The sequence below is a fragment of the Nonomuraea guangzhouensis genome (genome assembly GCF_019396345.1).
Classification (GTDB): domain Bacteria; phylum Actinomycetota; class Actinomycetes; order Streptosporangiales; family Streptosporangiaceae; genus Nonomuraea; species Nonomuraea guangzhouensis.
The window spans coordinates 324,107-347,944 of record NZ_JAHKRM010000003.1 but is presented as its reverse complement, the minus strand read 5'-3'; the positions used below and the strand labels follow the sequence as shown (position 1 = coordinate 347,944).

The 23,838-nt window shown below is 71.7% G+C and carries 15 protein-coding genes; 1 reads left to right on the top strand and 14 read right to left on the bottom strand.

All coding sequences use genetic code 11. The features are described 5' to 3' along the window. The 4 genes from KME78_RS07415 to KME78_RS07400 all read right to left on the bottom strand — a co-directional run bounded on the left by KME78_RS07415 (nucleotide 1) and on the right by KME78_RS07400 (nucleotide 7,411). Nucleotides 1-4,434: a condensation domain-containing protein gene (locus KME78_RS07415; protein ID WP_219528018.1), complete on the bottom strand. Its 4,434-nt coding sequence runs from the start codon at nucleotides 4,432-4,434 to the stop codon at nucleotides 1-3. Between the two features lie 3 nt (nucleotides 4,435-4,437). Further along, the gene (locus tag KME78_RS07410; RefSeq protein ID WP_219528017.1) at nucleotides 4,438-5,181 is read right to left on the bottom strand and encodes a thioesterase II family protein; all 744 of its coding nucleotides are present in this window, start codon (nucleotides 5,179-5,181) and stop codon (nucleotides 4,438-4,440) included. Between the two features lie 97 nt (nucleotides 5,182-5,278). After that, nucleotides 5,279-5,485, bottom strand: coding sequence for a hypothetical protein (locus tag KME78_RS07405; protein ID WP_219528016.1), 207 nt, complete (start codon nucleotides 5,483-5,485; stop codon nucleotides 5,279-5,281). A 3-nt stretch (nucleotides 5,486-5,488) separates the two neighbouring features. After that, nucleotides 5,489-7,411, bottom strand: coding sequence for a B12-binding domain-containing radical SAM protein (locus KME78_RS07400; protein WP_219528015.1), 1,923 nt, complete (start codon nucleotides 7,409-7,411; stop codon nucleotides 5,489-5,491). 126 nt (nucleotides 7,412-7,537) lie between these two features. Between KME78_RS07400 and KME78_RS07395 the strand changes: the two genes are divergently transcribed. Next, on the top strand, nucleotides 7,538-7,756 hold the full coding sequence (locus KME78_RS07395; RefSeq protein ID WP_219528014.1) for a ferredoxin: 219 nt from the start codon (nucleotides 7,538-7,540) through the stop codon (nucleotides 7,754-7,756). Here KME78_RS07395 and KME78_RS07390 read toward each other — a convergent pair. Genes KME78_RS07390 through KME78_RS07345 form a run of 10 tightly spaced genes read right to left on the bottom strand, consistent with a single transcriptional unit; the run spans nucleotide 7,744 to nucleotide 23,835 of the window. Next, complete coding sequence (locus tag KME78_RS07390; protein ID WP_219528013.1) at nucleotides 7,744-11,145, bottom strand: non-ribosomal peptide synthetase; 3,402 nt, start codon at nucleotides 11,143-11,145, stop codon at nucleotides 7,744-7,746. The two genes, KME78_RS07395 and KME78_RS07390, sit on opposite strands and share 13 nt — an antisense overlap. 5 nt (nucleotides 11,146-11,150) lie before the next feature. Next, the gene (locus KME78_RS07385; RefSeq protein ID WP_219528012.1) at nucleotides 11,151-12,116 is read right to left on the bottom strand and encodes a carbon-nitrogen hydrolase family protein; all 966 of its coding nucleotides are present in this window, start codon (nucleotides 12,114-12,116) and stop codon (nucleotides 11,151-11,153) included. Between the two features lies 1 nt (nucleotide 12,117). After that, a complete protein-coding gene (locus tag KME78_RS07380; protein WP_219528011.1) occupies nucleotides 12,118-12,834 on the bottom strand; it encodes a gamma-glutamyl-gamma-aminobutyrate hydrolase family protein in 717 nt (238 codons plus the stop codon). After that, nucleotides 12,831-14,201 (bottom strand): PLP-dependent aminotransferase family protein, encoded by a 1,371-nt coding sequence (locus KME78_RS07375; RefSeq protein WP_219528010.1) that lies wholly within the window; start codon nucleotides 14,199-14,201, stop codon nucleotides 12,831-12,833. Before KME78_RS07375 ends, KME78_RS07380 begins: the two co-directional genes overlap by 4 nt. After that, nucleotides 14,198-16,546, bottom strand: coding sequence for a carbamoyltransferase HypF (gene hypF / locus KME78_RS07370; RefSeq protein WP_219528009.1), 2,349 nt, complete (start codon nucleotides 16,544-16,546; stop codon nucleotides 14,198-14,200). The genes KME78_RS07375 and hypF overlap by 4 nt, the downstream gene beginning before the upstream one ends. Next, the gene (hypE, locus tag KME78_RS07365) at nucleotides 16,547-17,596 is read right to left on the bottom strand and encodes a hydrogenase expression/formation protein HypE (RefSeq protein ID WP_219528008.1); all 1,050 of its coding nucleotides are present in this window, start codon (nucleotides 17,594-17,596) and stop codon (nucleotides 16,547-16,549) included. Beyond that, nucleotides 17,593-18,177: a cysteine hydrolase family protein gene (locus KME78_RS07360; RefSeq protein ID WP_219528007.1), complete on the bottom strand. Its 585-nt coding sequence runs from the start codon at nucleotides 18,175-18,177 to the stop codon at nucleotides 17,593-17,595. The genes hypE and KME78_RS07360 overlap by 4 nt, the downstream gene beginning before the upstream one ends. Further along, a complete protein-coding gene (locus tag KME78_RS67050) occupies nucleotides 18,174-19,451 on the bottom strand; it encodes a 2OG-Fe dioxygenase family protein (protein WP_219528006.1) in 1,278 nt (425 codons plus the stop codon). The genes KME78_RS07360 and KME78_RS67050 overlap by 4 nt, the downstream gene beginning before the upstream one ends. After that, complete coding sequence (locus KME78_RS07350) at nucleotides 19,448-20,848, bottom strand: condensation domain-containing protein (RefSeq protein WP_219528005.1); 1,401 nt, start codon at nucleotides 20,846-20,848, stop codon at nucleotides 19,448-19,450. Before KME78_RS07350 ends, KME78_RS67050 begins: the two co-directional genes overlap by 4 nt. After that, nucleotides 20,845-23,835: a condensation domain-containing protein gene (locus KME78_RS07345; RefSeq protein WP_219528004.1), complete on the bottom strand. Its 2,991-nt coding sequence runs from the start codon at nucleotides 23,833-23,835 to the stop codon at nucleotides 20,845-20,847. The genes KME78_RS07350 and KME78_RS07345 overlap by 4 nt, the downstream gene beginning before the upstream one ends. Nucleotides 23,836-23,838: the final 3 nt, after the last annotated feature.

The window sequence follows — 23,838 nt, the reverse complement described above, 5'->3', positions numbered from 1 at the left end:
TCAGGCCTCCGCGCCACCGCGTCGCCTCCTGCGGTCGATCCTGCGGATGGCGGGCGCGGCACGGCCGCCGCTGCCCACCTGTTCCACGTAGCCGGCCACCGCGGCCACCGTCGGCGTCTCGAAGAGCTGCCCCAGGGGCAGGTCGGTGTTCAGTTCCGCGCGGATCCGCTCGACGACCTCCGCGCCCATGATCGAGTGGCCGCCGAGTGCGAAGAAGTCGTCGTCCACGCTGATCTGGTCGATGCCCAGGATGTCGGCCCAGATCTTGGCGACGGCCTGTTCCATCGGGGTGCGCGGCGGGGTGCCCTCCGCGGCCTGCCGTACGCGCTCGGTGCGGGGCAGCGCCTGGAGGTCGAGCGTGCCTTCCGGCGCGATCGGCCAGTCCTTGAGCACCCGCAGCGAGCTCGGGAGCAGGTATTCGGGCAGCCGCTGGCGCAGATAAGCGCTGATCTTGGGCGCCGCCGCGCGCGCCCTGGCCGGGTACGCGACGTCGTTGGCCCAGCCCAGTGGTCCCTGGGTCGTGGGGCCGAGCGGCGGGAGGGGCAGGTGGCCGTCCTGGGTCCTGCGCAGGATCACGTCGGTGAGACCGCTCGACGCCGGGCCGATGATGGTCTGGTAGCCCAGCCGTCCCGCGCCCTCGGCCAACGCGACCAGGTCCACTCCCGGCCCGGCGGCGGCCAGCAGGGCGGCCAGATCTCGCTCGTCGCCACCGTCCATGAGAACGGCGGCCTCCGCGTACGGCTGCAGGCGGGCGTCCGGCAGTCCCCGCACCTCGAGCATGGGCTGCTCCGTGAGCCGGTCGAGCAGCGAGTCGAGGGTGAGGCCGTCGGCGCGCCAGTCGACGCTCGGATACGCGGGCGGAGTGACGGCGTCGCCCACGTGCAGGACCACGTCGTAGCGGTAGCCGTACAGCTCGGGGGCCTTGACACCCGTCCTGGCCAGGACGGTGGCGTGGGAGATCCCCGGTGTGCGGCCCGCGAGGCCGGTGAACCAGGCGGGGTCCACCGCCAGCTCCTCCTCCTGGGCGATCCGCTCCGCGATCGTCCTGCGCAGCTCGGGGGCCGGCGCCTGGGGGTGCTCGCCGTACGTGGACAGGAGCAGCGCGGGCAGCAGCGGCAGGCTCCTGACGTCGGAGATCACGATCGCGCCGCCGGGCGCGGTCCGCCGGATGGCAGCCCGTACGGTGAGCTCCAGGTATTCCAGGTGAGGGAAGTGCTGGACCAGCGAGTTGAGCAGGACGACGTCGAAGCCGGCCGTGGGAAGCCCGTCCATGTCGTCCGGGGCGAGCCGCAGCAGCCGGGTCGTGTCCGCCTTGGTGGCCAGCCAGTCCTCCTGCTCGCGGATGCGGCTGAGCGCTCGCGCGGACAGGTCCGTGGCGGTGTACTCCTGGCACCGGGGCGCGAGGCGGAACAGCAGGTGGCCGTTGCGGCAGCCGATCTCCAGGACGCGGCGCGGGCGCAGGTCGAGCACTCGCTGGACGGTCCCGTTCACCCAGGCGCGCATGTCCTCGGCCGGGAAGCGGGCGCCGGTGACGGGGCTGGTCCAGCCGGTGAGGTTGAGGGCTGGGTCGTCCTCGGTGGCGCGGGTGGCATAGCGTTCCTCGAACGCCTTCCTGCCGTCCGTCGTCTCCTGTGCCGGGCGGAGTGTCACGTAGGCGGCGATCTCCTCTCCGGCCACGAGGGCGGTCGCTCGCCGTACCTCCGGGTGGTCGTGCAGGACGCCGCGCAGGTCGGTCACCTCTACGCGGCGGCCGCGCACCTGGGCTGGTTCCCGCTCGGGACCGAGGATCTGCAGACTGCCATCGGCCAGCCACCGTCCTCTGTCCCCTGCTGGGCGGATCCAACCGTGGGGGCTGTGCGGGTCGCGGACCGCGGCGGGATCGCCTGCGGCCTGACCGCCCAGGTGGATGCGCCCGGGGACGCCGATCGGGAGGGGGGCCAGGTGCTGGTCCAGCACGTACAGGGTCGCGCCCTGAACCGGCCGTACGGCGGGCAGCCCGGCCGGTTGTACGGCAAGCAGCCCGGCGGACCGGTCGGTGGGCCGGTCGGTGGGCCGGTCGGTGGGCCGGTCGGTGGGCCGGTCGGTGGGCCGGTCGGTGGGAGGCGGGCAGGGCAGCGGCGCGGCGGCCACGGGGAGCAGGCCGGCGGAGGGCCGGTAGACCTGCCACAGCGACACCTGCGGCCAGCGCTCCGTGTGCTCGGCCAGCAGGTCGGGCCACGGGTCCTCGCCGCCGAGCACCACGTGACGCAGGCTCGGTGGGTGCGGCAGGTCGAGCAGTTGGGACGGTGTACAGGCGACGACACTGACGCGCTCGTTCGCGAGCAACGCCGCGAGGCCGTCTCCGCCGCCGTCGCCACGGTCGTCTCCGCGGTCATCGCGGCGGTCGTCTCCACGGAGTACGGCACGCCCGCCGAGAACCAGGGCCGCCAGTGGTTCGAGGAGTTCGACGCCGGGCACGCGGGGGCCCAGGCAGGCCAGCGCGTCCCCTGGGCGGAAGCCGAGTGCGTCGCGCATCCAGTCGGCGTAGGACAGCAGTTCGGCCACCTGCGAGGAGGACGCCTCGGGCATGGCGCGCGCGTCAGGACCGGTGCCGATGGTCAGAGAGCGCAGGTCGTCGTGGAGCAGTCGGAGAACGGGGGCGGGTGTGCCGGGACCCGCCACGACCGCGCCCGATTCCACGACGGCCAGCGCCGCGACCGCCGCCCAGGCCGACGGTGGGGCGTCGATGGCGACGGCCTGCCCTGGCTCGAGTCCCAACTGCTCCAGCCGGCGCGCGACGGCGTCGCGCGCTGCCGCCACCTGGCCGGCGTCCCAGCGTCGCCCGCCGTCACTGAGCCCCGATGCGGTACCAGCCGCCGCCCGCAGGCGCCAGGCGAGCATCGCCGCCGAAGACCGCGCATCCGACCCGGCGAGCACATCCGCCGAGAACTTCGCATCCGACCCAGCTAGCACAGCCGTCGACGACTGGGCAGCCGGCCCGGCGAACCTGGCGCGTTCCCGCTCGTCCAAGACAGGCAGTCTCGACACCGCTCGCAGTGGGTCGTCCAGCGCGGCGTTCAGCACCGCCCGCAGCCCGCCGTACAGCCGATTGACCCCGCCTTCGTCGAACAGGTCGGTGGCGTACCAGATGTTGCCTTCGATCCCGCCGTCCGAGCTGGGCGACAGCTCCAGCTCCAGGTCGAATCGGGCCTTGCCGGTGTTGAGGCCGCCGAAGTCGATGCTCAGGCCGGGCAGTTCCAGGCGCGGCCGTGGCGCGTTGTGCAGGCCGAGCATGTGGCGGATGAGCGGGGCCTGCGCTCCGGCGTCGCGCTCGGGGTTGACCTCCTCGACGATCCGGTCGAACGGCACGTCCTGGTGCGCGTACCCCTCTAGGCAGACCTGCCGCGCCTGGCGCAGCAGGGTCAGAAAGGAGGGGTCGTCCGACAGGTCGAGCCGCAGCGGCAGGGTGTTGACGAAGCAGCCGACCAGGTCCTCCAGCTGCAGCCGGTTGCGGTTGGCGATGGGCGAGCCGACGACCACGTCTCGTTCGCCGCTCCATCGTGACAACACCACGCCCAGGGCCGCCAGCAGCACCATGTACGGCGTCGCCCGCTCCGACTCCGCGAGCCGGGTCAGCCTGCTCACCAGGCCGGGCTCCAGGTACACCGGGACCGCGCTGCCGTCCCAGGTCCGCGTGGCCGGTCGGGGGCGGCCCGTCGGCAGTTCCAGCAGCCGTACGCCGGCCAGCTTCTCCTTCCAGTAGGCCACCTGCAGACCCACCTTTTCGGCCAGCCATTCCCGCTGCCACAACGTGAAGTCCGCGTACTGCACGGCCAGTTCCGGCAGCGGGGAGGGCAGGCCGCTGACGCGGGCGCCGTAGAGCGCGGCCAGCTCGCGCAGGAGCACGCCGAGAGACCAGCCGTCGGTGGCGATGTGGTGCTGCGCCAGCAGGAAGAGATGATCGTCCGGGGCCAGCCTGACCAGCATGGGCCGCATCGGCACGTCGCGTTCGAGGTCGAACGGCTGGTTCACCACCTGGTCGCGCAGGCGCCGGAGCTCGGCCTCGCGCTCGCCCGGCGCCCGCCCGGACAGGTCCGTGACGGGCAGGTCCAGGTCACGATGCGCGGCGACCCGCTGCACCGCCCGGCCGTCGACCATGTGGTAGGTGGTCCTGAGCACCTCGTGGCGGCGTACGATCTCCGTCAGGCACTGGCGGAGGACGCCGACGTCCAGCCGGCCGCGCAGGCGCGCCTCTCCGGCGATGTTGTAGATGGTGGAGCTCGGCTCCAGCCTGCTGAAGAACCAGATCCGCTGCTGGGCGTAGGACAGCGGCACCTCGCGCAGGCTCGGGGCGCGCGCGGTGATGGCGGGGATTTCGCGGCCGATACCCTGCTCGTCCAGCAGCCGGTCGAGCAGCCTGATCTTCTCCGGTGACAGTGATGTACGGCCGGCCATCGCCTACCTCTCCGTCGCGGCGGGCAGATCGTTCAGCAGGGCTTCGAGCAGCGGCTCCGTGGCCGTCTGCGGGAAAAGGTGCCCGCCTGGGAAGACGCGCACGGCGAAGTCGTGGGCGCCGGTGTCCTGCCAGGCGAGCGCGTCGGCCCTGGACATCGAGGGATCCGACTCCCCCAGGTAGACACGGACGGGGCAGCTGAGCTTCGGCAGCGGCACCGCGCTCCTGCGGGAGGCGAGGGCGAGGTCGGCGCGGACGGCGTCGATCAGGTGCCGCATGAACTCGTCGTGGCCCCGGATGCCGGGCGGCGTTCCGCCCACGGCATCGAGGTAGGACAGGATCTGCGCGTCGGTGGCCGTGTCGTCGAAGGGGATCCGCTCGCGGTTGGGGACCTGGGCGGCCGCGGCCACGAACAGCGCGGGCTGCCAGTCCGAGCGCTGCTGGAGCGCCTGGCACAGGTCGGCGGCGAGCATCGCGCCCATGCTGTGGCCGAACAGCGCCAAAGGTCGGTCGAGCAGGGGTTCGACGGCTCTGATGAGGGGGCCTTCGAGGAGTTCGTCGAGGTTCGTCACAGGGGATTCCGTCAGGCGTGAATCGTGTCCCGGCAGTTCGAGTGCCAGGACTCCCACCCAGCGCGGCAGGCGTTGCGCCCATCGGCGGTAGACGTGAATGCCGCCGCCGGCGCACGGCAGGCACAGCAGCCGTATCGACGGATCCTCGGCCTTGGACCAGTCACGGATCCACCTCATGAAGCACCTCGTCTCATCGGGGTCTCAGCCGGGCCGGGCGTAGCGTGCCGGGGCGGGCGAAGCTGCTCCCACCCCGGCGGCCTTGTTCCTCGGCCGTCTACCTCAACCGCTCGTGAGCGATGCCTTCCTGGGCGAGACGCTCATGCGCGATGCCCTCCTGGGCAAGGCGCTCATGCGCGATGCCTTCCTGGGCGAGGCGCTCGTGAGCGATGCCCTCCTGGGCGAGGCGCTCGTGCGCGATGCCCTCCTGGGCCATCCGTACCGTCACGGGGCGACGGGCTTCCAGCTTCGTGATCAGGGCCACCTGTTACACCTCCTCCGACACTCTCGTGGGCTCAAGGAGCCCCGCCGACTGCAACTCCGCGAGCAGGTCCGGGGCGAGCTCCAGTTCTCCGCCCTGCGCCACGCAGTCGCGTACGCGGTGCAGCTCGCCGGCCACCGCCTCATCCACGAGGCAGTACCGCAGCTCACCGCCCTCCCGGAACACCACATAATGTCCGGGACCTTCGCCGGGATCCGGTTCGTCGTCACGAGTCAGTCCGGCGAGAGGCTCCTGGAGCCACACCAAGTCGTACGGCATGACCTGATAGAGGGTGGATCGTCCGTCCTGGCGCACGCGCACCCCGCTCCGCATCGGGGTGACGCTCACCTCGAGTTCGGCTCGCTCCAGGTCGAAGGCGTCCTTGGCGCGTCCCGACGACGACAGGGCCGCGAACCGCTCCTGGAACAGCTCGCGTTCGGTGTGCCTGCGTATCGGCGCGGCCATGGCGGTCAGGTCGCCGAGCTCGTCGGCCAGCCCGTCGAGCAGGCCCCACAGCGAGCCGCCGTCGTCCAGCGCGTGCCTGAGCAACGTTCTGGGGAAGCTGCTGAACAGCGTGTACGCCAGGTGCATGGCCGTGACGAAGCGGGTGTACCGCGGGACCGGCATCACCGTGGAGTGGAACGGGAACAGCTCGGGATGCGCCTGCGCGTAGGGGTTGACCTGGATGACGGGCGGCGTGTCCAGCAGCAGGCGCGGCTTGAGCTCGGTGTAGTGGCGAGGGACGTCGGCCATCTGCGCGCTGGTCCCGGTGCTGTTGTAGACCGTGAGGGTGTTGAGCCGGATCCCGCAGCCGAGGTTGCGGGTGAGCAGGGCGGTCATCAGCGCCTTGTCGGTGTCGCCGACGTCGCCGTTGCTCGGCGGGTCGATCATGAAGGCGCAGGTGGGTACGATGCCCCGCGACAGGCACGCCGACAGCCGGTCGCGCAGGCCGTCCCAGCCCTTGAAGAAGTGCTTGCCGAAGGCGAGACGAGCCTGGTCGGAGATGGCGTCCACCCCGATGAACAGCTCCGTGCAGCCCGCCTCCGCCAGCGGGTCGAGCAGGTCGGGCACCAGGCGCTGCATGGTGGCGTAGGCGTTCCACGTCATTCCCGTGTCGGCTGCGATCAGCGCCTGGCACAGCTCCTTGGTGGCGGCGGCGGAGTTGACCAGGTTGTCCTGGACGAAGAACAGGTGCCGGGCGCCGAGCTCGTAGAGGCGTCCGACCTCCTCGGCCACCCGGTCGAAGGATTTGACCTGCTCGCCCTGCCCCCAGTGGCCGGGGCTGTAGCAGAAGGAGCAGCGGAAGATGCAGCCTCTGCCGGAGTCGAAGTTGAGCAGGCGCAGCGGGTTGAGCCGGAAGTAGTCCTGGAGCGGCACCAGGTCGTAGGCCGGAAACGGCAGTTCGTCGAGCGAGCCGAGTGTCTTGAGCCCACGACGCAGCTCCACGTCCCCGCCGCGTCGTGAAGCCACGTTGACCAGCTCGTCCCCGCCCGCGGCGCCGCGTAACCGGCGCAGGAGGCCGAGCAGCGGCTCCTCCCCCTCGCCGGTGATCACGTGGTCGATCCAGGGATAGAGGGTCAGCGCCTCGCGGGCGATGGCGGAGAAGTGCGGGCCGCCCAGCACGGTGACCACCGCCGGGTCGGCCTCCTTGACCAGCCTGGCCAGTTCGAGGCAGACGTGCGACTCCAGCGCCATGGAGGTGAACCCGACGACGTCGGGCCGGGTCTCCGCGATGGCGTCGACGGCCCGCCGGTAGAACTCCTCCTGGAGGAACGACGGGTCCAGCATGCCCTGGAGATTGAAGTCCAGCAGCGACACGTCGGCACCGTCCTCGCGGGCGATGGCCGCCAGGGTGAGCAGGCCGAGCGGTGGCGCGAGATCGTAGCGGTCGAGGTATCCGTTCGGGGGCTGGACCAGCGTCAGGCGCATAGCAGCCACCTTTCGACACGCTCCCACCCTCGGGTAGTCGGGAGAACCCCTGACCGGCATGGCCCTGGCGACCGGCCGTGGCTGGGATAGCGTCGCATCGTCGTCCGAATCGTCTGGGCAGGGATCATGGGATACACCGTCCGCATCGACAAGAACCTCTGCATGAGCTCGGGAAGGTGCGTCCTCGACGAACCTGATGCGTTCCGTTTCGACGACGACGAGCTGGCCGAGCCGACCACGGGCGTCACGGAACTTCCCGGGGAGCGGCTGAACGCGGCGGCCAGGGCCTGCCCGTCGGGCGCGTTGCGCGTGTTCATGGACGGGCAGCCGCTTCAGCCGCGCTGATCATGGCCCGTCACGGTCTCCTCCGCCAGCCCCACCACCAGGTCGGCGACCGCGTCGACGTCGACGCCGCCCATCATGCCGAGCTCGCGCAGCTCGGCGGCCAGGTCACGGACGGTGCCGGCGATGAGGAAGACAGGGATCGGCAGGTCGACGCGGAACAGCTCTCTGATGCGTGAGACCGCCTGGGTGGCCAGCAGCGAATGGCCGCCCAGGTCGAAGAAGTCGTCCAGGACGCCGACCCGGTCCACCTCCAGCACGTCCGCCAGCACGTCCGCCAGCACCTCTTCCAGCTCCCCTTCCGGCGGTTCGTAGTCGGTCGAGGGGTTCAGCCGGCCTCCTGGATCAGGCAGCGCGCCGCGGTTCAGCTTGCCGCTGGGCAGCCGGGGCAGCCGGTCCAGGACGACGAACTGGCTGGGCACCATGTGACCGGGCAGGCGGTCGGTGAGGAACTGGCGCAGCTCCGACTGGCTCGGCGCGGGGTCGGCGGTGACCGTCACGTAGGCGACCAGCCGCCGGTCTCCCCCGGGTTCCTCGCGCGTGACGACGACCGGCTCGCCCACGGCCGGGTGCGCGGCCAGGGCGGCCTCCACCTCGCCCGCCTCGATGCGGAAGCCGCGTACCTTCAGCTGGTGGTCCAGGCGGCCGAGGAATTCCAGGTCGCCGTTGGGCAGGAACCTGGCCCGGTCACCGGTGGCGTACATGCGTCCGCCGGGTCGTACGGCATGCGGATCGGCCAGGAACCGCTGGGCGGTCAGCCCCGGGCGTCGCCAGTAGCCGCGGCCGGGACCGAGACCGCCGATGTACAGCTCGCCGGGCACGCCGAGGGGGACGGCGCGTAGATGCCGGTCCAGGACGTAGACCCGGTGGCCGGGCAGCGGGCGGCCCCACGGGATGCTGGGCAGCGGGATGTCGCCGCGCGGCACGGGATAGGAGGTGGAGCAGTAGGACACCTCCGTCATGCCGGCCAGGTTGAGCAGCCGGACCTCCGGCACGAGGCGCTGGAGCCTGGCGGGAAGCGCGGGGGGCATCCGGTCACCGCCGAGACCCACCGTACGCAGCCGTACGCCGGGCAGGCCGTCCCGCTCGGCGGCGTAGTTGACCAGCATGTCCATGAGGGCGGGGGCGGAGCTCCATGCCGTGACGCGCTGCCGTACGAGCAGGTCCCTCAGCTGGACCGGGTCGGTGATCTCGATGTCGGAGGGCACGACGACGGTGGCGCCCGCGGCCAGCGCACCGAAGATCTCGTATACCGACATGTCGTAGTTGAGGGAGGAGATGGCGAGCATGCGGTCGTCGGGCGTCAGGTGGTAGACACCGTTCATCCCGCAGACGCTGTTGACGACGCCGGCGTGTTCGTTCATGGAGCCCTTGGGCCTGCCGGTGGATCCGGAGGTGTAGATCACGTAGCACAGGTGGTGTCCGCGCGCCCACTGCGCGGGCCGGTCGGCCGGGCGGGCGGCGATCTGTTCCGCTTCGCGGTCCAGGCAGACCACGTCGAGCTCGGCGTCCGCCAGGATGCCGGAGTCCGCGACGGGTCCCGTGGTGATCACCAGCCGGACTCCGGCGTCCTCGACCATGTAGGCGACCCGCTTGGGCGGATAGCCGGGGTCGAGCGGGACGTAGGCGGCGCCCGCCTTGAGCAGGCCGAGCAGTGCCACGACCATGTCGGCCGAGCGGGGCAGGCAGACGCCGACGACCTGCTCAGGCCCCGCCCCGCGCTCCCGCAGGTGCCGGGCCAGGCGGTTGGCGCGTTCGTCCAGTTTCCGGTAGGTGAGCCGGTCGTCGCCGCAGACGACGGCGACGGTCTCGGGGCCGGCGTCGGCGCGCGCCTCGAACAGGCCGTGGATCGTCTCCGCCGCGACCTCGGCCCTGGAGTCGCCGCCGCACAGCCGCTCCAGCAGGTCGAGCCCGTCCGGCGCGGGGATCAGCGGGGCGGCCGAGATCGGCTGTGCCGGATCGTCGACCAGGCCGGACAGCAGCAGGCCGAAGCAGTCCATCATCCGCTCGATGGTGGCCGCGTCGAACAGGCCGGTGCTGTACTCCGCCCGCCCCTCGATGCCGCCCTGCCCGTCGGGCACCAGGTCCAGGCACAGGTCGAACTTGGTCGACTGGGACTGCTGCTCCAGCAGTTCCAGGCTCAGCCCGGACAGCCTGATCTCCGGCATCGGTACGTTGCGCAGGGCCAGCATGACCTGGACGAGCGGGACGGGCCCCGTCGTACGGTCCACGCGCAGCTCGCGGACCAGCCGCTCGAACGGCACGTCCTGATGCTCGTAGGCGGCCGTGCATTCGCGGCTCACCTGGGCCAGCACGTCGGCGAACGCGGGGTCGCCCGACAGGTCGAGCCGCAGGGGCAGGGTGTTGGCGAAGAACCCGATGAGGTGTTCCAGGTCGGGGTCGCTCCGGCCGGCGATCGGATAGCCGATCACCAGGTCCTCCTGGCCGCTCCAGCGCAGCATCAGCACGGCGAAGGCGGCCTGCAGCCCCATGAAGAGGGTGGCGTCGTGCTGCTTGGCCAGCAGCTCCAGGCGGCGCGTCACCTCCGGGTCCAGCCGCAGCGGCACCGCCGCCCCGGCCGAGGTGCGAGCCGCCGTGCGCGGCCGATCCGTCGGCAGCTGGAGCACCGGCGCCCCGTCGAGCCGCTCGCGCCAGAAGCCGAGCTGCGCGGCCAGGGCTTCCTCGATCCGGTCGCGCTGCCAGACCGCGTGGTCGCCGTACTGGACGGACAGCTCCGGCAGCGGCGATGGACGCCCCTGGGCGAGGGCCTCGTACAGCGTGGCGAGCTCGCGTACGAGCACGCCCATCGACCATCCGTCGGAGACGATGTGGTGCATCGTGAGCAGCAGCACGTGCTCCTCGTCCGCCAGGCGGAGCAGCGCCAGCCGCAGGCCGTGCTCGGCCGTCAGGTCGAAGGGCCGGCCGACCTCGGACCGGTAGCGCGCCTCGACGGTGGCCTCCCGATCGGCCGCCGGCAGCTCCCGCAGGTCGGTGACCGGCAGCCGTACCAGCGCTGGCTCGTCGACCCGCTGGTACGGCTTGCCGTCCACGATGGGAAAGGTGGTGCGCAGGGTTTCGTGGCGCCGCACGATCTCGGTGAAGCAGCGGGCCAGAACATCGACGTCGAGCCGCCCGCGCAGCCGTACCGCGACGGGCATCACGTACGCCACCGAGCCGGGTTCGAGCTGGTCGAGGAACCACAGGCGTTCCTGGGCGAAGGAGACGGGCAGCGGGGAGCCGCCCTGGCGCCGGGGGATGCGCGGCCGGACGGCACGGCGCCTGGCCAGTTCCCTGGTGAGCAGGTCGCGCCGCTCGGGCGACAGCGACTCGTACGCCGCCAGCAGCTCGGCGTCGAGGCCGTCGAGGCCGTCGAGGCCGTCGATCTCGCTCATGCCGCTCACCTCTCCTCGGTGCTGTCGACATCGGTGCTGTCGATGAAGCGCACGGCCGCGGCGCGTCGGCGGTCCACCGTCATCTGGAAGACATCGGGCCGTGAGTAGTGCCCGGTGGGGTCCAGGTTCTGGCGCGCGCCCCGTACGACGGCGGGATCCAAGTCGGCGACGATCACGCTCTCCTCACCGACGAGCGGAGGGACCAGCCAGGCGCCGTCCGGCCCGGCGATCGCCGAGCCGCCGTCGTGGCCGGTGCCGCCCGCCGCTTCCAGGGCCTGGCGCAGCGGGAAGTCCTTGGGGACGTCCTCGGCCGAGGTCAGCCCCGAGGCGGCCAGCGAGTAGACCCGCCCCTCCATGGCGATGAACCTGGCGCAGTCGGTGGTGTTGCCTCCGGAGCCCGGCCAGACCGAGACGTGGAGCGTCTCCCCGTCGCCGTAGAGGGCGTGGCGGGCCAGCGGCATCCAGTTCTCGTAGCAGCACAGCCCGCCGACGCGGAAGTCGCCGATCTGGTGAGTACGCAGTCCGTTGCCGTCTCCCGGGGCCCAGACCAGGCGTTCCTCGTAGGTGGGCACCAGCTTGCGGTGGACTCCCACGATGCCGTCATCCGGTGAGATCGTCACCAGGGAGCAGTAGATCGAGCCGCTGGCCGTACCGGCGCCGCGCTCCGCCACACCGACCATGGCGAACAGGCCGTGCTCCCTGGCGGCGCCGGCTATGGCGTGGATCTCCGGCCCGGGGATGGTCACCGCGGCGTCCAGATAGGCGGCGTACGCCTGCTTCTGCGCGGTGTCCTCGAAGCGCGAGGCGCTCGTCATGGACAGCCAGAACGGGTAGCCGGGTAGGAAGGTCTCCGGGAAGACGACGCAGGTGGCGCCCTGCCGGGCGGCCTCGGCCATGAGCCCGAGCGCCTTGTCGGTCGTTGCGCCTGCATCCAGCCAGACGGACCGGGTCTGGACCGCCGCGATTCGCATGTCACACCTCGCTGAGCTTGGCACGGTAGGTGGCCGCGGCTCGGACCAGCGCGGCGAAGAGCCGGTCGTCGCCGAGCAGTTCGGGATGCCATTGGACGCCCACGACGAACGGCTTGCCCGGGTCCTCGACGGCCTCGGCGACGCCGTCGTCGCTGAAGCCGGTCACCGTCAGGCCGCCGGGGTCGGCGACGGCCTGGTGGTGATGGGAGTTCACCACCGCGGCCGCGCCGAGGAGCCCGGCGAGCGCGCTGCCCTCGGCGAACTTCACCTCATGACTGCCCATCGTCCCGGTCCGAGGGCAGTGCCGCGTGTGTCCGAGCAGGTCGGGCAGGTGCTGGTGCAGGTTGCCGCCGTAGGCGACGGCCAGGAGCTGGATGCCCCTGCACACGCCCAGGACCGGCAGGTCCACGGCCAGCGCGGCCCTCAGCAGGGCCAGCTCGGCGACGTCGCGCTCGGCGTGCGGCGGCTCGCCGCACGGGTGCGCCTCGGCCCCGTACAGCGCGGGGTCGAGGTCGGCGCCCGCGGGCAGGACCAGCCCGTCCAGGCGGTCGAGCACGCCGGCGTCCGCCCCGTCAGGCGGCAGGATCACGGCGCAGCCGCCGCCGCGCTGGATGCCCTGGACGTAGGAGTGCGGCACCAGCGCCGCGGTCGTGTCCCAGATGTTCCACTGGGCGCGCTCCAGGTAGGAGGCGATGCCGATCACCGGCCGACGGCTCATACCAGCTCCGCCGCGAGCCGCTCCGACAGGTCGAGCGCCGCCGCCTCACCATCGGGCAGGTCGAGCAGGCCGGCCGCGCACAGGGCCAGCGCCTGGCGGAAGAGCGGCGATCCCGGCTCGACCGGCGTGCCGTACCCGGTCCGGTCCCGGCAGCCGCGCCGCAGTTTGGCGACGCGGGCGCGCAGCGACTCCGCGCTCGCTCTGTCGTGTACGGCGAGCACGAAGATCTCGGCGAGCTCGTCGATCTCCTGCCCGGCCAGGCCGCGCCAGGTCGGTTCGTTCAGCCCGACGCGGAGCGCCCATCCCTGGAAGCCGGGCAGGTCGGGGATGGCGTTGACGCGCAGGCCCGCCTCGTACAGCCGGGCGCCGGCGTCCATGGCGGGCACGCCGTCGGCCTCGATGTCGATCCACAGCTGGTGTCCGGCGGAGTAGCCGCGATCGGCCGCCGCCAGCGTGAGTCCCAGCTCGGCGGCGCGCGCCCCGAAGCGGTGGGTGTTGTCGACCACCGCGCGGGCGTAGCGGTCGCCGCCGAAGTCGCGGAACTCCTTCAGCGCCAGCCCGAGGCTGATGGTGGCGGCGAAGTGGTGGCTGCTGATGAGGTAGTCCTGGGCTTCCAGCACGCGGTCGGCCAGATCCTGCCTGTTGGTGGTGAAGACCGCCTTCTGCGGGCCCGGGAAGGTCTTGTGGGTGGATCCGCCGAAGCTGTCGGCGCCGCAGCGCAGCGGGTTGGGGAAGACTCCGCCGAGCACCAGCCCCAGCCAGTGGCTGACGTCCACGTGCACCAGCGTGGGACGGCCGGTGGATCTGACGGCGGCGACCAGCGCGGCGACGTCGATCGGGAACAGGCAGTGCGACTGGTCCACGTAGACCAGCGTCGGGGCGGCCTCCGCCACCAGCGCCGCGACCTGCTCGTAGTCCAGCTCATGCGGGTCGGGTCCGCGCAGGAAGCGCACGTTCAGCCCCAGGCGGGCCGCGATGCTGGGAGTGGCGTAGTGACCGCCGTTCTCCGGCGCGATCGTGAGGACGGTGGAGCCGTGCGGCCCACCTAGCGCGGCCAGCACCAGGGTCATGGCGGAAAGGCCGCTGAGCGGTCGCAGGGTGGCGTGGGCGGCCCCGGTCATCTGCCGCAGCAGCGGACCCGCGAGCTGGGTCTCCAGCTTGGCCAGGCGCTGGCCGCCGCGGAAGCGCCAGCTCTGCGGGTCCTCCGTCTCGTTGAAGAAGTAGCGGTGGTAGGCGTCGAGCATCATCGGCAGCTTGGCCAGGCCGGACATGGCGTTCTCCGAGGGGACCATGCTGAAGGTGCGGCCCGCCTCCTGCTCGTTGTCCCGCAACAGGCGCAACACGTCGGCGATCGACGGTTCGCTCATTCGGCCACCTCTCTGGTCAGACGGGCGTTGGCCACCATCACCTGGCCGAGGGCGATGCCCCCGTCGTTGGTCGGGACCAGCCGATGGCACCAGGCCCGGAACCCCGCCCTGCGCAACGCCACCAGGCAGTTGATCAGCATGAACTCGTTGAGGAAGACCCCGCCGGACAGCACGACCTGGTCGACGCCGTACGCCTGCCTGATCACCGTGCACTCCTCGACGACGGCGGCCACGACCCCCGAGTGGAAGCGCCTGCTCAGGTCCGCCAGGGCCGCGCCGGCCGCCAGGTCGTCCGCGAGCCCTCGTACGGCCGGCCGGAAGTCCAGCTCGCCCACCCCTTCGTGCTCCGTGCGCTCGAAGGGGTACGGCGAGCCGACGGTGAGGTCGCGGCCCAGGAGCCCTTCGAGCCCGATGGGGCCCTGGGCCTCGAACTCGGCGCGCGAGCACACGCCGGCCAGCGCGGCGACCCCGTCGAACAGCCGGCCCATGCTGGAGGTCGGCGGCGAGTTGAGTCCCCGCTCGGCCATCGTGGCGAAGACGTGGCGCTGCCGTTCGTCGAGCTGCCGGAGGACGGGGAACGCCTCGACGGCCGCCTCCGGCCGCCCGAACGCGGCCATGGCGAGCGCGAACCCCGTCCTGATCGGTTCCAGCACGGCCTTGTCCCCGCCGAGCAGGGGAAGGCGCCGCAGATGGGCGACCCGCTGAACGGCCGCGTAGTCGCCGAGCAGGAACTCCCCGCCCCAGATGGTGCCATCGGGGCCGTAACCGGCGCCGTCGAAGATCACCCCGAGTGTGGGGCCGTCGAGTCCGTTCTCGGCCATGCACGCGGCCATGTGGGCGTGGTGGTGCTGCACGCGCAACGCCCTGGAACCGAACAGCTCGAGCGCCCTGCGCGTCGAGCGGAAACCCGGGTGCAGGTCGCAGGCCGCGTACGCGGGGGTCACCTGGTGCAACCGGGCCAGGTGCTCCGCCGTTCGGCCGTGGGAGGCGAAGGTCTGCTCGTTCTTCAGATCGCCGATGTGCTGGCTGAGATAGACCCTGGCGCCGTCGGCGACGGCGACGGTGGTCTTCAGCTCGGCGCCGTAGGCCATGATGGCCGCCGCCGGGGCGCTCAGGTGCACCGGATACGGCGCGTAGCCGCGTGACCTGCGGATGAACGTGATCACGGACCGGTCGAGGTCCGGATGGGTGGAGCAGCGCACCACCGAGTCGTCCACCCGGGTCTCGATCTCCCTGTCGTGGTGCAGGATGAGGTCGGCGACCTCGAAGAGCTGGTCGAGCGCGTCACGATCGCGATAGGCGATCGGCAGGCCCGAGACGTTCCCGCTGGTCATCACCATGACGTCGAGGCCGGACTCGTCGAGCACCAGCCAGTGCAGCGGCGCCGACGGCAGCATCACCCCGAGGTTGGGGTTGCTGGGGGCCAGCTCCTCCGGCAGGGCGCCCGGCAGCTTTCTGACCAGGACGATCGGGCGGGCAGGCGAGGTCATCAGCTCGGCCTCGTCCGCGGTGACCTCCGCGATCCCCGCCACCGCCGCCAGGTCCCGCACCATGATCGCGAACGGCTTGGCGTCGCGCTTCTTGCGCGCGCGCAACCGCCGGACCGCGTCGGCGTCGCGGGCGTCGGCGGCCAGATGGAAGCCGCCGACACTCTTGATGGCGACGATCCGGCCGGCCGCCAGAGCCATCGCGGCCAGGCGCAACGCCTCCTCGCCGGATCCGGCCTCGCCATCGGGTCCCGAGAGGGTCAGAGCCGGCCCGCAGGCGGGACAGGCGATCGGCTGCGCGTGGTAGCGGCGGTCGGCGGGATCCTCGTATTCGCCGCGGCAGTCGGCGCACATGGCGAAGGCTGCCATCGTGGTCCGCTCCCGGTCATAGGGCAGGGAGCGGATCAGCGAGTAGCGCGGGCCGCAGTTGGTGCAGTTGATGAACGGGTAGCGGTGGCGGCGGTCGGCCGGGTCGAACAGCTCGCGCAGGCACTCGTCGCAGACGTGGGCGTCGGCGGGGACGATCGTCGCGGCCCTGCCCTCTCCGTTGCTGTGCCGGATCTCGAAGCCGCCGTCCTGCTCGCCCGTGGGCGTAAGGTGCTCGACCGACACCTGGACGACCCGCGCCAGGACGGGGGCCTGCTCGCGCAGCGCGGTGGCGAAGCGCGCCAGGGCCTGCTCCTCTCCCTCCGCCTCGACGAGCACGCCGCGTGGATCGTTGAGCGCCCAGCCCGACAGCCCTTCCGACCGGGCCAGGTTGTAGACGAAGGGCCGGTACCCGACGCCTTGGACGACCCCGTTGACCCGGATCCGCCATCGCCTGAGCGTGGTGGCCGTGGAGGACAACTGCGCGGTCATCTAGCACAACCTCGGCAGCTCGGCGCCCTGGAGATCCTCCAGCTCGGCGACCCGGCCGTCGGGCCTGACGATCTCCACCCGCGCTCCCCGCGGCTCGGCCACCTCGCCGATCTGCGCCGCGGCCGTGCCGTACTTGTGCGAGCGGAGGATCTCCAGCACGGCGTCGGCGCTGCGCGGGGCGACGAACAGGCACAGACAGCCCTCGTTGGCGCAGTTGACCGGGTCGATGCCGAGCATCTCGGTCGCCATCCTGGTCTCGAAGCGCACGGGCAGCGCCGTCTCCTCGATCCGGATGCGCGCCGCCAGCCGGAGCGCGTACTCGTGCAGCACCGCCGACAGCCCGCCACGCGTCACGTCCCTGATCGAGCGGACGTCCCCGGCGGGGACCGCGTCCAGCACGGCCTCGACGAGACCGTTCAGCGGCGCGCAGTCGCTGGGCACCCGCTCTTCGAAGCCGAGTCCCTCCCTGATGGACAGCAGGTGGACGGTGTGGTCGGCGATGTGGCCGCTCAGCAACACCCGATCGCCGGGCCGTACATCGGTCATGCGCATCGAGGGGCGGTGCAGGAAGCCGACGCCTGTGGTGTTCAGGTAGATCTGGTCGGCTTCGCCGGTCCTGACCACCTTGGTGTCGCCGGCCACCACGCGTACTCCGGCCTCACGCGCGGTCTCGCGGACCGACTCCAGCACGCGGATCAGCTTGCCGAACGGCAGGCCCGACTCGATGATCATGGCGAGCGTCAGGTAGCGCGGAGCCGCCCCGATGACCGCCAGATCGTTGACCGTCCCGCAGACCGCGATCTTCCCGATGTCGCCGTTGCCGAAAAAGGGCGGGTCCACCACGAAAGAGTCCGTGGTGACCGCCAGCCGGGCGCCCTCGACCGCCAGCTCGGCGCTGTCCTCCAGCTCTCCCGCGTAGGCGTCGCCGAGCACCTCGACGATCAGGTCGACCAGCTCGCGGCTCAGCCGGGCACCGGTGCCGTGGTCGAGGACGATCCGCTGATCGGTGTCGGGCTCGGCCGCTGACTTCACCCAGGCGCCGTGCGTCACGGCGTGATCTGGACCTTGCGTGGCAGATGCCCCTGCTGGTCCAGGGTCCGCAGCAGTTCGCCGGCGTCGGTCACGGTCGCGCAGTAGCCGGCCAGCCACTCCAGGGCGCGATCGCGGTCCTCCGCGCGGGCGGACATGACGCAGTCGGAGGGGACCCAGACGTTGTAGCCGCGGAAGAAGGCGTCGGCCGCGGTGGTCTGCACGCAGATCTGGGTCTGCATGCCGGTGATCACGACCGTGGTGACCCCGAGCGCCTGGAGCCGGTCATGCAGGTCGGTGCCGTAGAAGCCGCTGTCCTTGTTCTTCTCGACGACCTGGTCCTTCTCGGCCAGGAACCGCGGCAGGATCTCCGCGCCCGGCGTGCCTTTCTGCACGGGCAGCACGCCGTCGTAGCGTTCGGCGTCGGGATCGTCGGCCAGGTTGATGAGCTGCAGATGGAAGATCGCGTGGCCGCGTCCGCGCATCTCGTCGAGGAACCGGATGAAAGCCGGGGCGGCCGCCTCGACCGCCGCCTGCCGCTCCTTGTTCTTGTTCACCAGGTCGAACTGCAGATCGTTGGTCAGTACCGCGATCTCGGTCATGGCTGCCCTTTGGTCGCGTCGGCGGGTGGGACGAAGTCGACGATGAGGACGTCTCGGGCGGCGAACCGCTGGGGGTCGAGCGGCTCGATCGGCGTGACGTAGTGCTGGAGGCGGCGATCGTCCAGGACGAGCTGGTCACCTGGCTGTTCGAGCGTCACGACGCGCAGCACTTCGCCGTCGTCGGTGTGGACCGAGCTCTCGCCGCCGACGATGTTGATGCGGTTGACCAGCAGGGAGGTCACGAACGTGACGCCATCGCGGTGGCGGCCCTGCGGCGCCGGCTTGCCCACCTGCTCCGCGCTGGTGATGATGCGGAACGGATGCACCTGGACGCACCAGCGATCGATCCCCTCGACCGCGCTCACGACGTCGCCCAGGACCCAGATCAGGGGCTCGAGCAACGGGTCGGTCGCGAAGCCGTCGGTGAGCGGCTCGAACTTGCGGTCGATTCCGCCGTTGAGGGTGTTGACGGACAGCTCCTGCCGGTAGCTGGTGTGCGGGAGCCGGGTCAGGGTGCGTGTTCCGGTGTCGAGGTCGTACTGACCGAAGCGCCGGTAGCGGTAGGTGCCGCCATCGCGCATGTAGGTGTCGAGGATGAGTTCCTCCCAGTGGCGGGCGAAGCGCTGCCAGTCCGGTGGCCTGGCGCCCAGCAGCTCCGACAGCCCGGCCGATCCCATGACGTGGTTGCCGTCCTGGGAGAGCTCATGGGCGGCATGTCGCAACGCGTCCATTTCCCCTGCTCGCCTTTCCGATCCGTGGCGGTACACCTGGGACTCTTCAGAGGCCGCCGAGGGGGTGCGAGTCCGGGGAACCCCCGACACGCCGGGCATCCACTCGCGTACCAGGTCGGCCAGATCCCGCGGGTAGACGGGCTCGGTCGCCGACGGCAGCGCGGCCAGCGGCCACCAGCGGTCGCCCTCGCCCGACGGCAGTGCGGCCGGCGGCCACCAGCGGCCGCCCTCGCCCGGCGACCGTCGTCCCGCGCCGCAGCGGCACAGGACGATGTCCTGCTCGTGCCTGACCAGCTCGCCGGACCGCTCGAAGGTCACGGTACGCCGGAGGGGCGCCCCTGCCGGAGACGCGGTCAGGCCCAGCTCGCCGAGCAGCCGCAGGCAGCCGTCGACCGCGGACTCGCCGGCCCGCAGCGGCCGGCCGGGCAGGGACCAGAAGGCCGGCTCGGCGGGGCGCGCGTGCCGTACCAGCAGCACTCTGTCCTGCTCGTCGAGCACGGCGACCCTGACGTGCCGCGGTTCGCCCCCGCGCGGGATGATCACGACACCCGCCCCCGCCGGCGACCGTCGAAGACGGGGAGGTCCTGGCCGGCGATCAGCTCCGCCAGCAGATCGAGGTAGTCGGCCGCGAGGTCGGCTATGCGCTCAGGCGAGAACAACGCGGTGCGGTAGGTCATCACCAGCACGGCCTGCCTGCCGCGTGTCCTGATCCGTACGGCCAGCGGGCGGAAGGCGTACTGCCACGGCGGCGGCATCAGCTCGACCGCGAGGTCACCGGTGGGCAGGTCGACGTCGGGCTCGCTCTCGGTGGTGAACTGCACGTGGAACAGCCTCGCGAGCAGCCCGGGGTCGCCCAGCTCGTCGGCCAGCAGATGCGGTGGCAGGTCATGGTGGGCGAAGTCGCTGGTGGCGGCCTCGCGTACCTGGGCGAGCAGCTGCGTGAAGGTGGGATCGGCCGACAGGTCCTGGCGGAAGACGATGTCGTTGGAGAAGTCGGCGATCAGGTCTTCCACCTCCAGCCGGTCCCGGTAGCTGATCGGCGCCCGCACGCTGATGTCACGCTGCCCCGAGTACCTGGCCAGCTGCACCATGAAGGCGGCGCAGCCGAGCATGAACAGGGTGACCCGGTGTGTCCTGGCCGTCTCGGTCACCTTGGCCAGCAGTTCGGGCGGGATCGGGAAGTAGGCGGTGTGGCCGCTGATCGAGTGTTCCGTTGGGGTCAGGTCCGTGGGGATCCGGGCCGGTTCGGCGCCGGCGAGCCGTTCGGTCCAGTAGCCGAGCAGTTGGTCGCCGCGGGGTCCCGCCAGGTGTCGCCGGTACCAGGTCGCGAAGTCGGCGTACTGCACCGGCAGCGGCGGAAGGCCGGCTTCGCCGCCCGAGCGGGCCGCGAGGTAGCCGATCACCAGGTCGCGGACGAAGACCTCGAGCGCGCGGGCGTCGCCGATGATGTGGTGGATCAGCAGCATGGCGATGTGGTCGTCCTCGGCCAGCCGCAGCAGCCGCAGCCGGAACAGCGGCCCCCGCTCCAGATCCACCGGGGTGTCGACCTCCGCCCAGGTCAGCGCGGGGAAGTCGGCCAGCTCGACGTCCTGGACGGGGATCCGGCCCGGCCCCGGCGGCAGCACGACCTGGCTGAGCCCCGCCTGGCCGGCCTCGAAGACGGTGCGCAGGGTCTCGTGCCTGGCCACGAGCGCGGTCAGGGCCCGCTCCAGCGCCGCCACGTCCAGGTGGCCGCGCAGGCGGATCCCGCCCAGGATGATGGAGGCCAGCTCCGGCTCGGCGAGCACCTCGGCGTACATGCCCTCCTGCGACGGTGACGCGGGAAAGCGCTGCACGCCCCCGGTCCGTTCGAGTGCCGGGATCCGCGCCGGGCGCCGGGCGGAGGCGCGGCTCAGCAGCCTGGCCTCCAGCCTGGCCCGCTCTTCGAAGTCGATGCTCATAGCGCGGCATCGACCTCCTCGGCCCGCGCCAGTTCCTCGAACAGGTGCCTGGCGAAGGCCTCGAGCGTGGCGTCCGGCGCGTAGAGCAGCCTCAGCGGCAGGTCGGCCCCGAACGCGTCACGCGCGCGGGAGACCAGCTGTACGGCGAGCAGCGAGTGCCCGCCGAGCTCCAGGAAGTTGTCGTCCATGCCCACCTCGGGCAGGCCGAGCAGGTCGGCCACGATGGTGGCGATCTCCTGCTCGATGGGGGTCCTGGGCGCGATGCTGCCGGTCTGCAGCTCGCCGACGTCGGGCAGGTCGCTCCAGCGGACGTCTCCTGAGGGATCGCGCGCGATGGCGCCGACCATGGCCCACCTGCCTGGCACCATGGGCGCCGGCAGCCGAGTCAGAACGTGTCTGCGCAGGTCGCCGAGGCTGCTCTGGCCGGTGGGCGTGAGCACGACATAGGCGACGAGTTCCCCGGGCCGTACGCCGACGGCGCAGTCGGCGACGTCGCGATGCCCCATCAGCACGGTCTCGATCTCGTCGGTGGGCACCGGGTAGCCGTCCAGGTCGACCACGCGGTCGAAGCGGCCGAGCAGCTCCAACCGCCCGTCCCTGAGCCGGGCACGGTCACCGGTACGCCGCAGCCGCCCGCCCGGGTGTTCCGCGAACGGGTCGGGAACGAAGCAGGCCGCCGTCGACGCCGCGTCCTCCCGCCCACGTCCCAGGGCGGGACCGGCGAGGTACACCTCTCCCGGCATGCCTTCCGGCACCGGTTCCAGCCAGGGGTCGAGCACTCGTACGCCGGCCGTGTCTCCGTTCTCGTCGCCGGACGGCGACCGTCTTCTGACGGCGTGCACGGCGCAGCCGCCCTCCGGCCGATACAGCTGGATGAGCTCCACCGGCCGGCCCGCCCACAGGCGCCTGGCCACCGCCCAGGCCGCCGGGCCGCCGTCCAGGACGATCCGCAGCACTGAGCCGGGCACGACACCCGTCCCGGCGGCCGCCAGGTCCGGCAGGACGCTCGCCGGCACGGCCAGGCCGGTCACGTCGGCTTCCGCGACGGCCGCCAGAGCCTCCGCGAAGGCGGGTTCGCCCTGCGGCAGGACCAAGGTCGCGCCGGCGGCGAGGATCGGCAGGACGTCGCGCCAGGCGGACTCCACCGGGGCGAGGCACAGCCACCGCTCTCCGGCCTGCCACTCCGGCGTCCGGCACAGCGCCGCGAGCCCCGCGTGGGTGTCCGTCCCGCACACCAACTGGCTCGGCAGGATGGCCACGTCCGGGCCTGGCTGTGGGAGTTCCGCGCCGTCCGCGGTCGTCACGGTGATCGCCGGTCGTGGGGCACCGCGTCCCGCCGGTCTGATCACGTAAGCGGCCCCGGTTCGCTGGAGCAACTCGGTGGAGGCGTGTGCGGCGAGCGGTGCGATGACGCCACCCGCCTGCAGAATCCCCAGATAAGCGGCTACCAACTCCGCCGAACGGCCGAGCGACACGGCGACGGGAGTCTCGGCCCGCAGCCCGGCGGCCCGCAGGCGACGGGCTATCTGGCGGCTCCACGAGACCAGCTCGCCGTAGGAGACACGGCCGGCACCCTGGATCACCGCTGGAGCGTCCGGGTCCGCCGCGGCGCGCGCCTCGACCAGCTCGTGCGCGGGCGTGAACTCACCCTTCGCCACCACGCCCGATCGGGCGGCCGCCGCGCGCTCCTCTTCCGTCAGCAGGGGGAGCCGGGAGATCGGCTGCTCGGGATCGGCGGTCAGTCCGCGGAGCAGTGTCACGAACTGCCTGGTGAGGCGCTCCGCTCCGGCCCGGCTGAACAGGTCGGTGCTGTACTCCAGGACGCCCAGGTAGCCGGATCCCGCCGGTTCGACGTTGAGGGCCAAGGCGTACTTGGCGGTGCCGGTCGGCACCCACGTCGGCTCCAGGGTCAGCTCACCCGCGTGCCACGGCTCGCTGGGGATGTTCTGCAGCACGAACATGACCTGCGCGAGCGGGGTGCCGGGACCCACGTGCCGCTGTGGCTTCAACAGCTCCACCAGCTTGCCGAACGGCAGGTCCTGATGGCGGATCGCGCCGGCGCACACCTCTTTGACGTGGTCGAGCAGCTTCAGGAAAGCCGGGTCGCCGGACAGGTCGCCGCGCATGACCAGCGCGTTGACGAACAGCCCGATCAGGCCCTCGGTCCCCGTCTGTCCGCGGTTGGCGACCGGACAGGCCACGGCGACGTCGTGCTGCCCCGAGTGCCGGTGCAGGAGCACCTGGTAGGCCGCCAGCAACACCATGAAGACGGTGGCGCCGCGCTCCTTCGCCAGCCGCTCCAGATCGGAGACCACCGAGGCCGGGATGTCGAACATGACGGTGTCACCGTGGAAGGACGGCTCTCGGGGCGTCTCGCGGTCGCCCGCCAGGCGCAGCGGCGCCACTCCCGCCAGTCGGTCCGACCAGTAGTCGACGAGCTTTTCCAGCCGCTCCCCGCGGAGGTTGTCCAGCTCCCACTGCGCGTAGTCGGCGTACTGGACGGGCAGGTCGCCGAGCTCCGGCCGCCGTCCCGCGGCGAGCGCCGCGTAGCTGTCGGCCAGTTCCCTGAACAGGATGGCGTTGGACCAGCCGTCAGTGACGATGTGGTGCATCACCAGCACCGCGACGTGCTCGTCGGGAGCCACGCGCAGCACGGTCATCCGCAGCAGCGGGCCCGCGGCCAGGTCGAACGGCCGGGTCACCTCGGCGCGGACGGACGACTCGACGTCCTCCGGTGCGACCTCGCGCACGGGGACGGTCACGGGCATGCCGGGCAGGATCACCTGAACGGGGACGCCGTCCTCCACCTCGAAGACGGTACGCAGCATCTCGTGCCGGTCGACGACCACGTTGAGCGCGCGTTCCAGGAGCGCCGTGTCCAGGGGGCCGCGGATCCGCATGACGCCGCTGATGTTGAAGACCGGCTGCGTCGGGTCGAGTTCGTTGAGGAACCACAGGCTGCGCTGTGCCAGAGAGGTCTCCGCCACAAA

What these genes read in the sequence shown, in the direction of transcription:
- KME78_RS07395 (WP_219528014.1), top strand. Translation starts at nt 7,538, where the DNA reads ATGGGATACACCGTCCGCATCGACAAGAACCTCTGCATGAGCTCGGGA.
- KME78_RS07385 (WP_219528012.1), bottom strand. Translation starts at nt 12,116, where the DNA reads ATGCGAATCGCGGCGGTCCAGACCCGGTCCGTCTGGCTGGATGCAGGC.
- KME78_RS07390 (WP_219528013.1), bottom strand. Translation starts at nt 11,145, where the DNA reads ATGAGCGAGATCGACGGCCTCGACGGCCTCGACGGCCTCGACGCCGAG.
- KME78_RS07400 (WP_219528015.1), bottom strand. Translation starts at nt 7,411, where the DNA reads ATGCGCCTGACGCTGGTCCAGCCCCCGAACGGATACCTCGACCGCTAC.
- KME78_RS07380 (WP_219528011.1), bottom strand. Translation starts at nt 12,834, where the DNA reads ATGAGCCGTCGGCCGGTGATCGGCATCGCCTCCTACCTGGAGCGCGCC.
- KME78_RS07350 (WP_219528005.1), bottom strand. Translation starts at nt 20,848, where the DNA reads ATGAGCATCGACTTCGAAGAGCGGGCCAGGCTGGAGGCCAGGCTGCTG.
- KME78_RS07360 (WP_219528007.1), bottom strand. Translation starts at nt 18,177, where the DNA reads ATGACCGAGATCGCGGTACTGACCAACGATCTGCAGTTCGACCTGGTG.
- hypF (WP_219528009.1), bottom strand. Translation starts at nt 16,546, where the DNA reads ATGACCGCGCAGTTGTCCTCCACGGCCACCACGCTCAGGCGATGGCGG.
- KME78_RS07415 (WP_219528018.1), bottom strand. Translation starts at nt 4,434, where the DNA reads ATGGCCGGCCGTACATCACTGTCACCGGAGAAGATCAGGCTGCTCGAC.
- KME78_RS07375 (WP_219528010.1), bottom strand. Translation starts at nt 14,201, where the DNA reads ATGAGCGAACCGTCGATCGCCGACGTGTTGCGCCTGTTGCGGGACAAC.
- KME78_RS07410 (WP_219528017.1), bottom strand. Translation starts at nt 5,181, where the DNA reads ATGAGGTGGATCCGTGACTGGTCCAAGGCCGAGGATCCGTCGATACGG.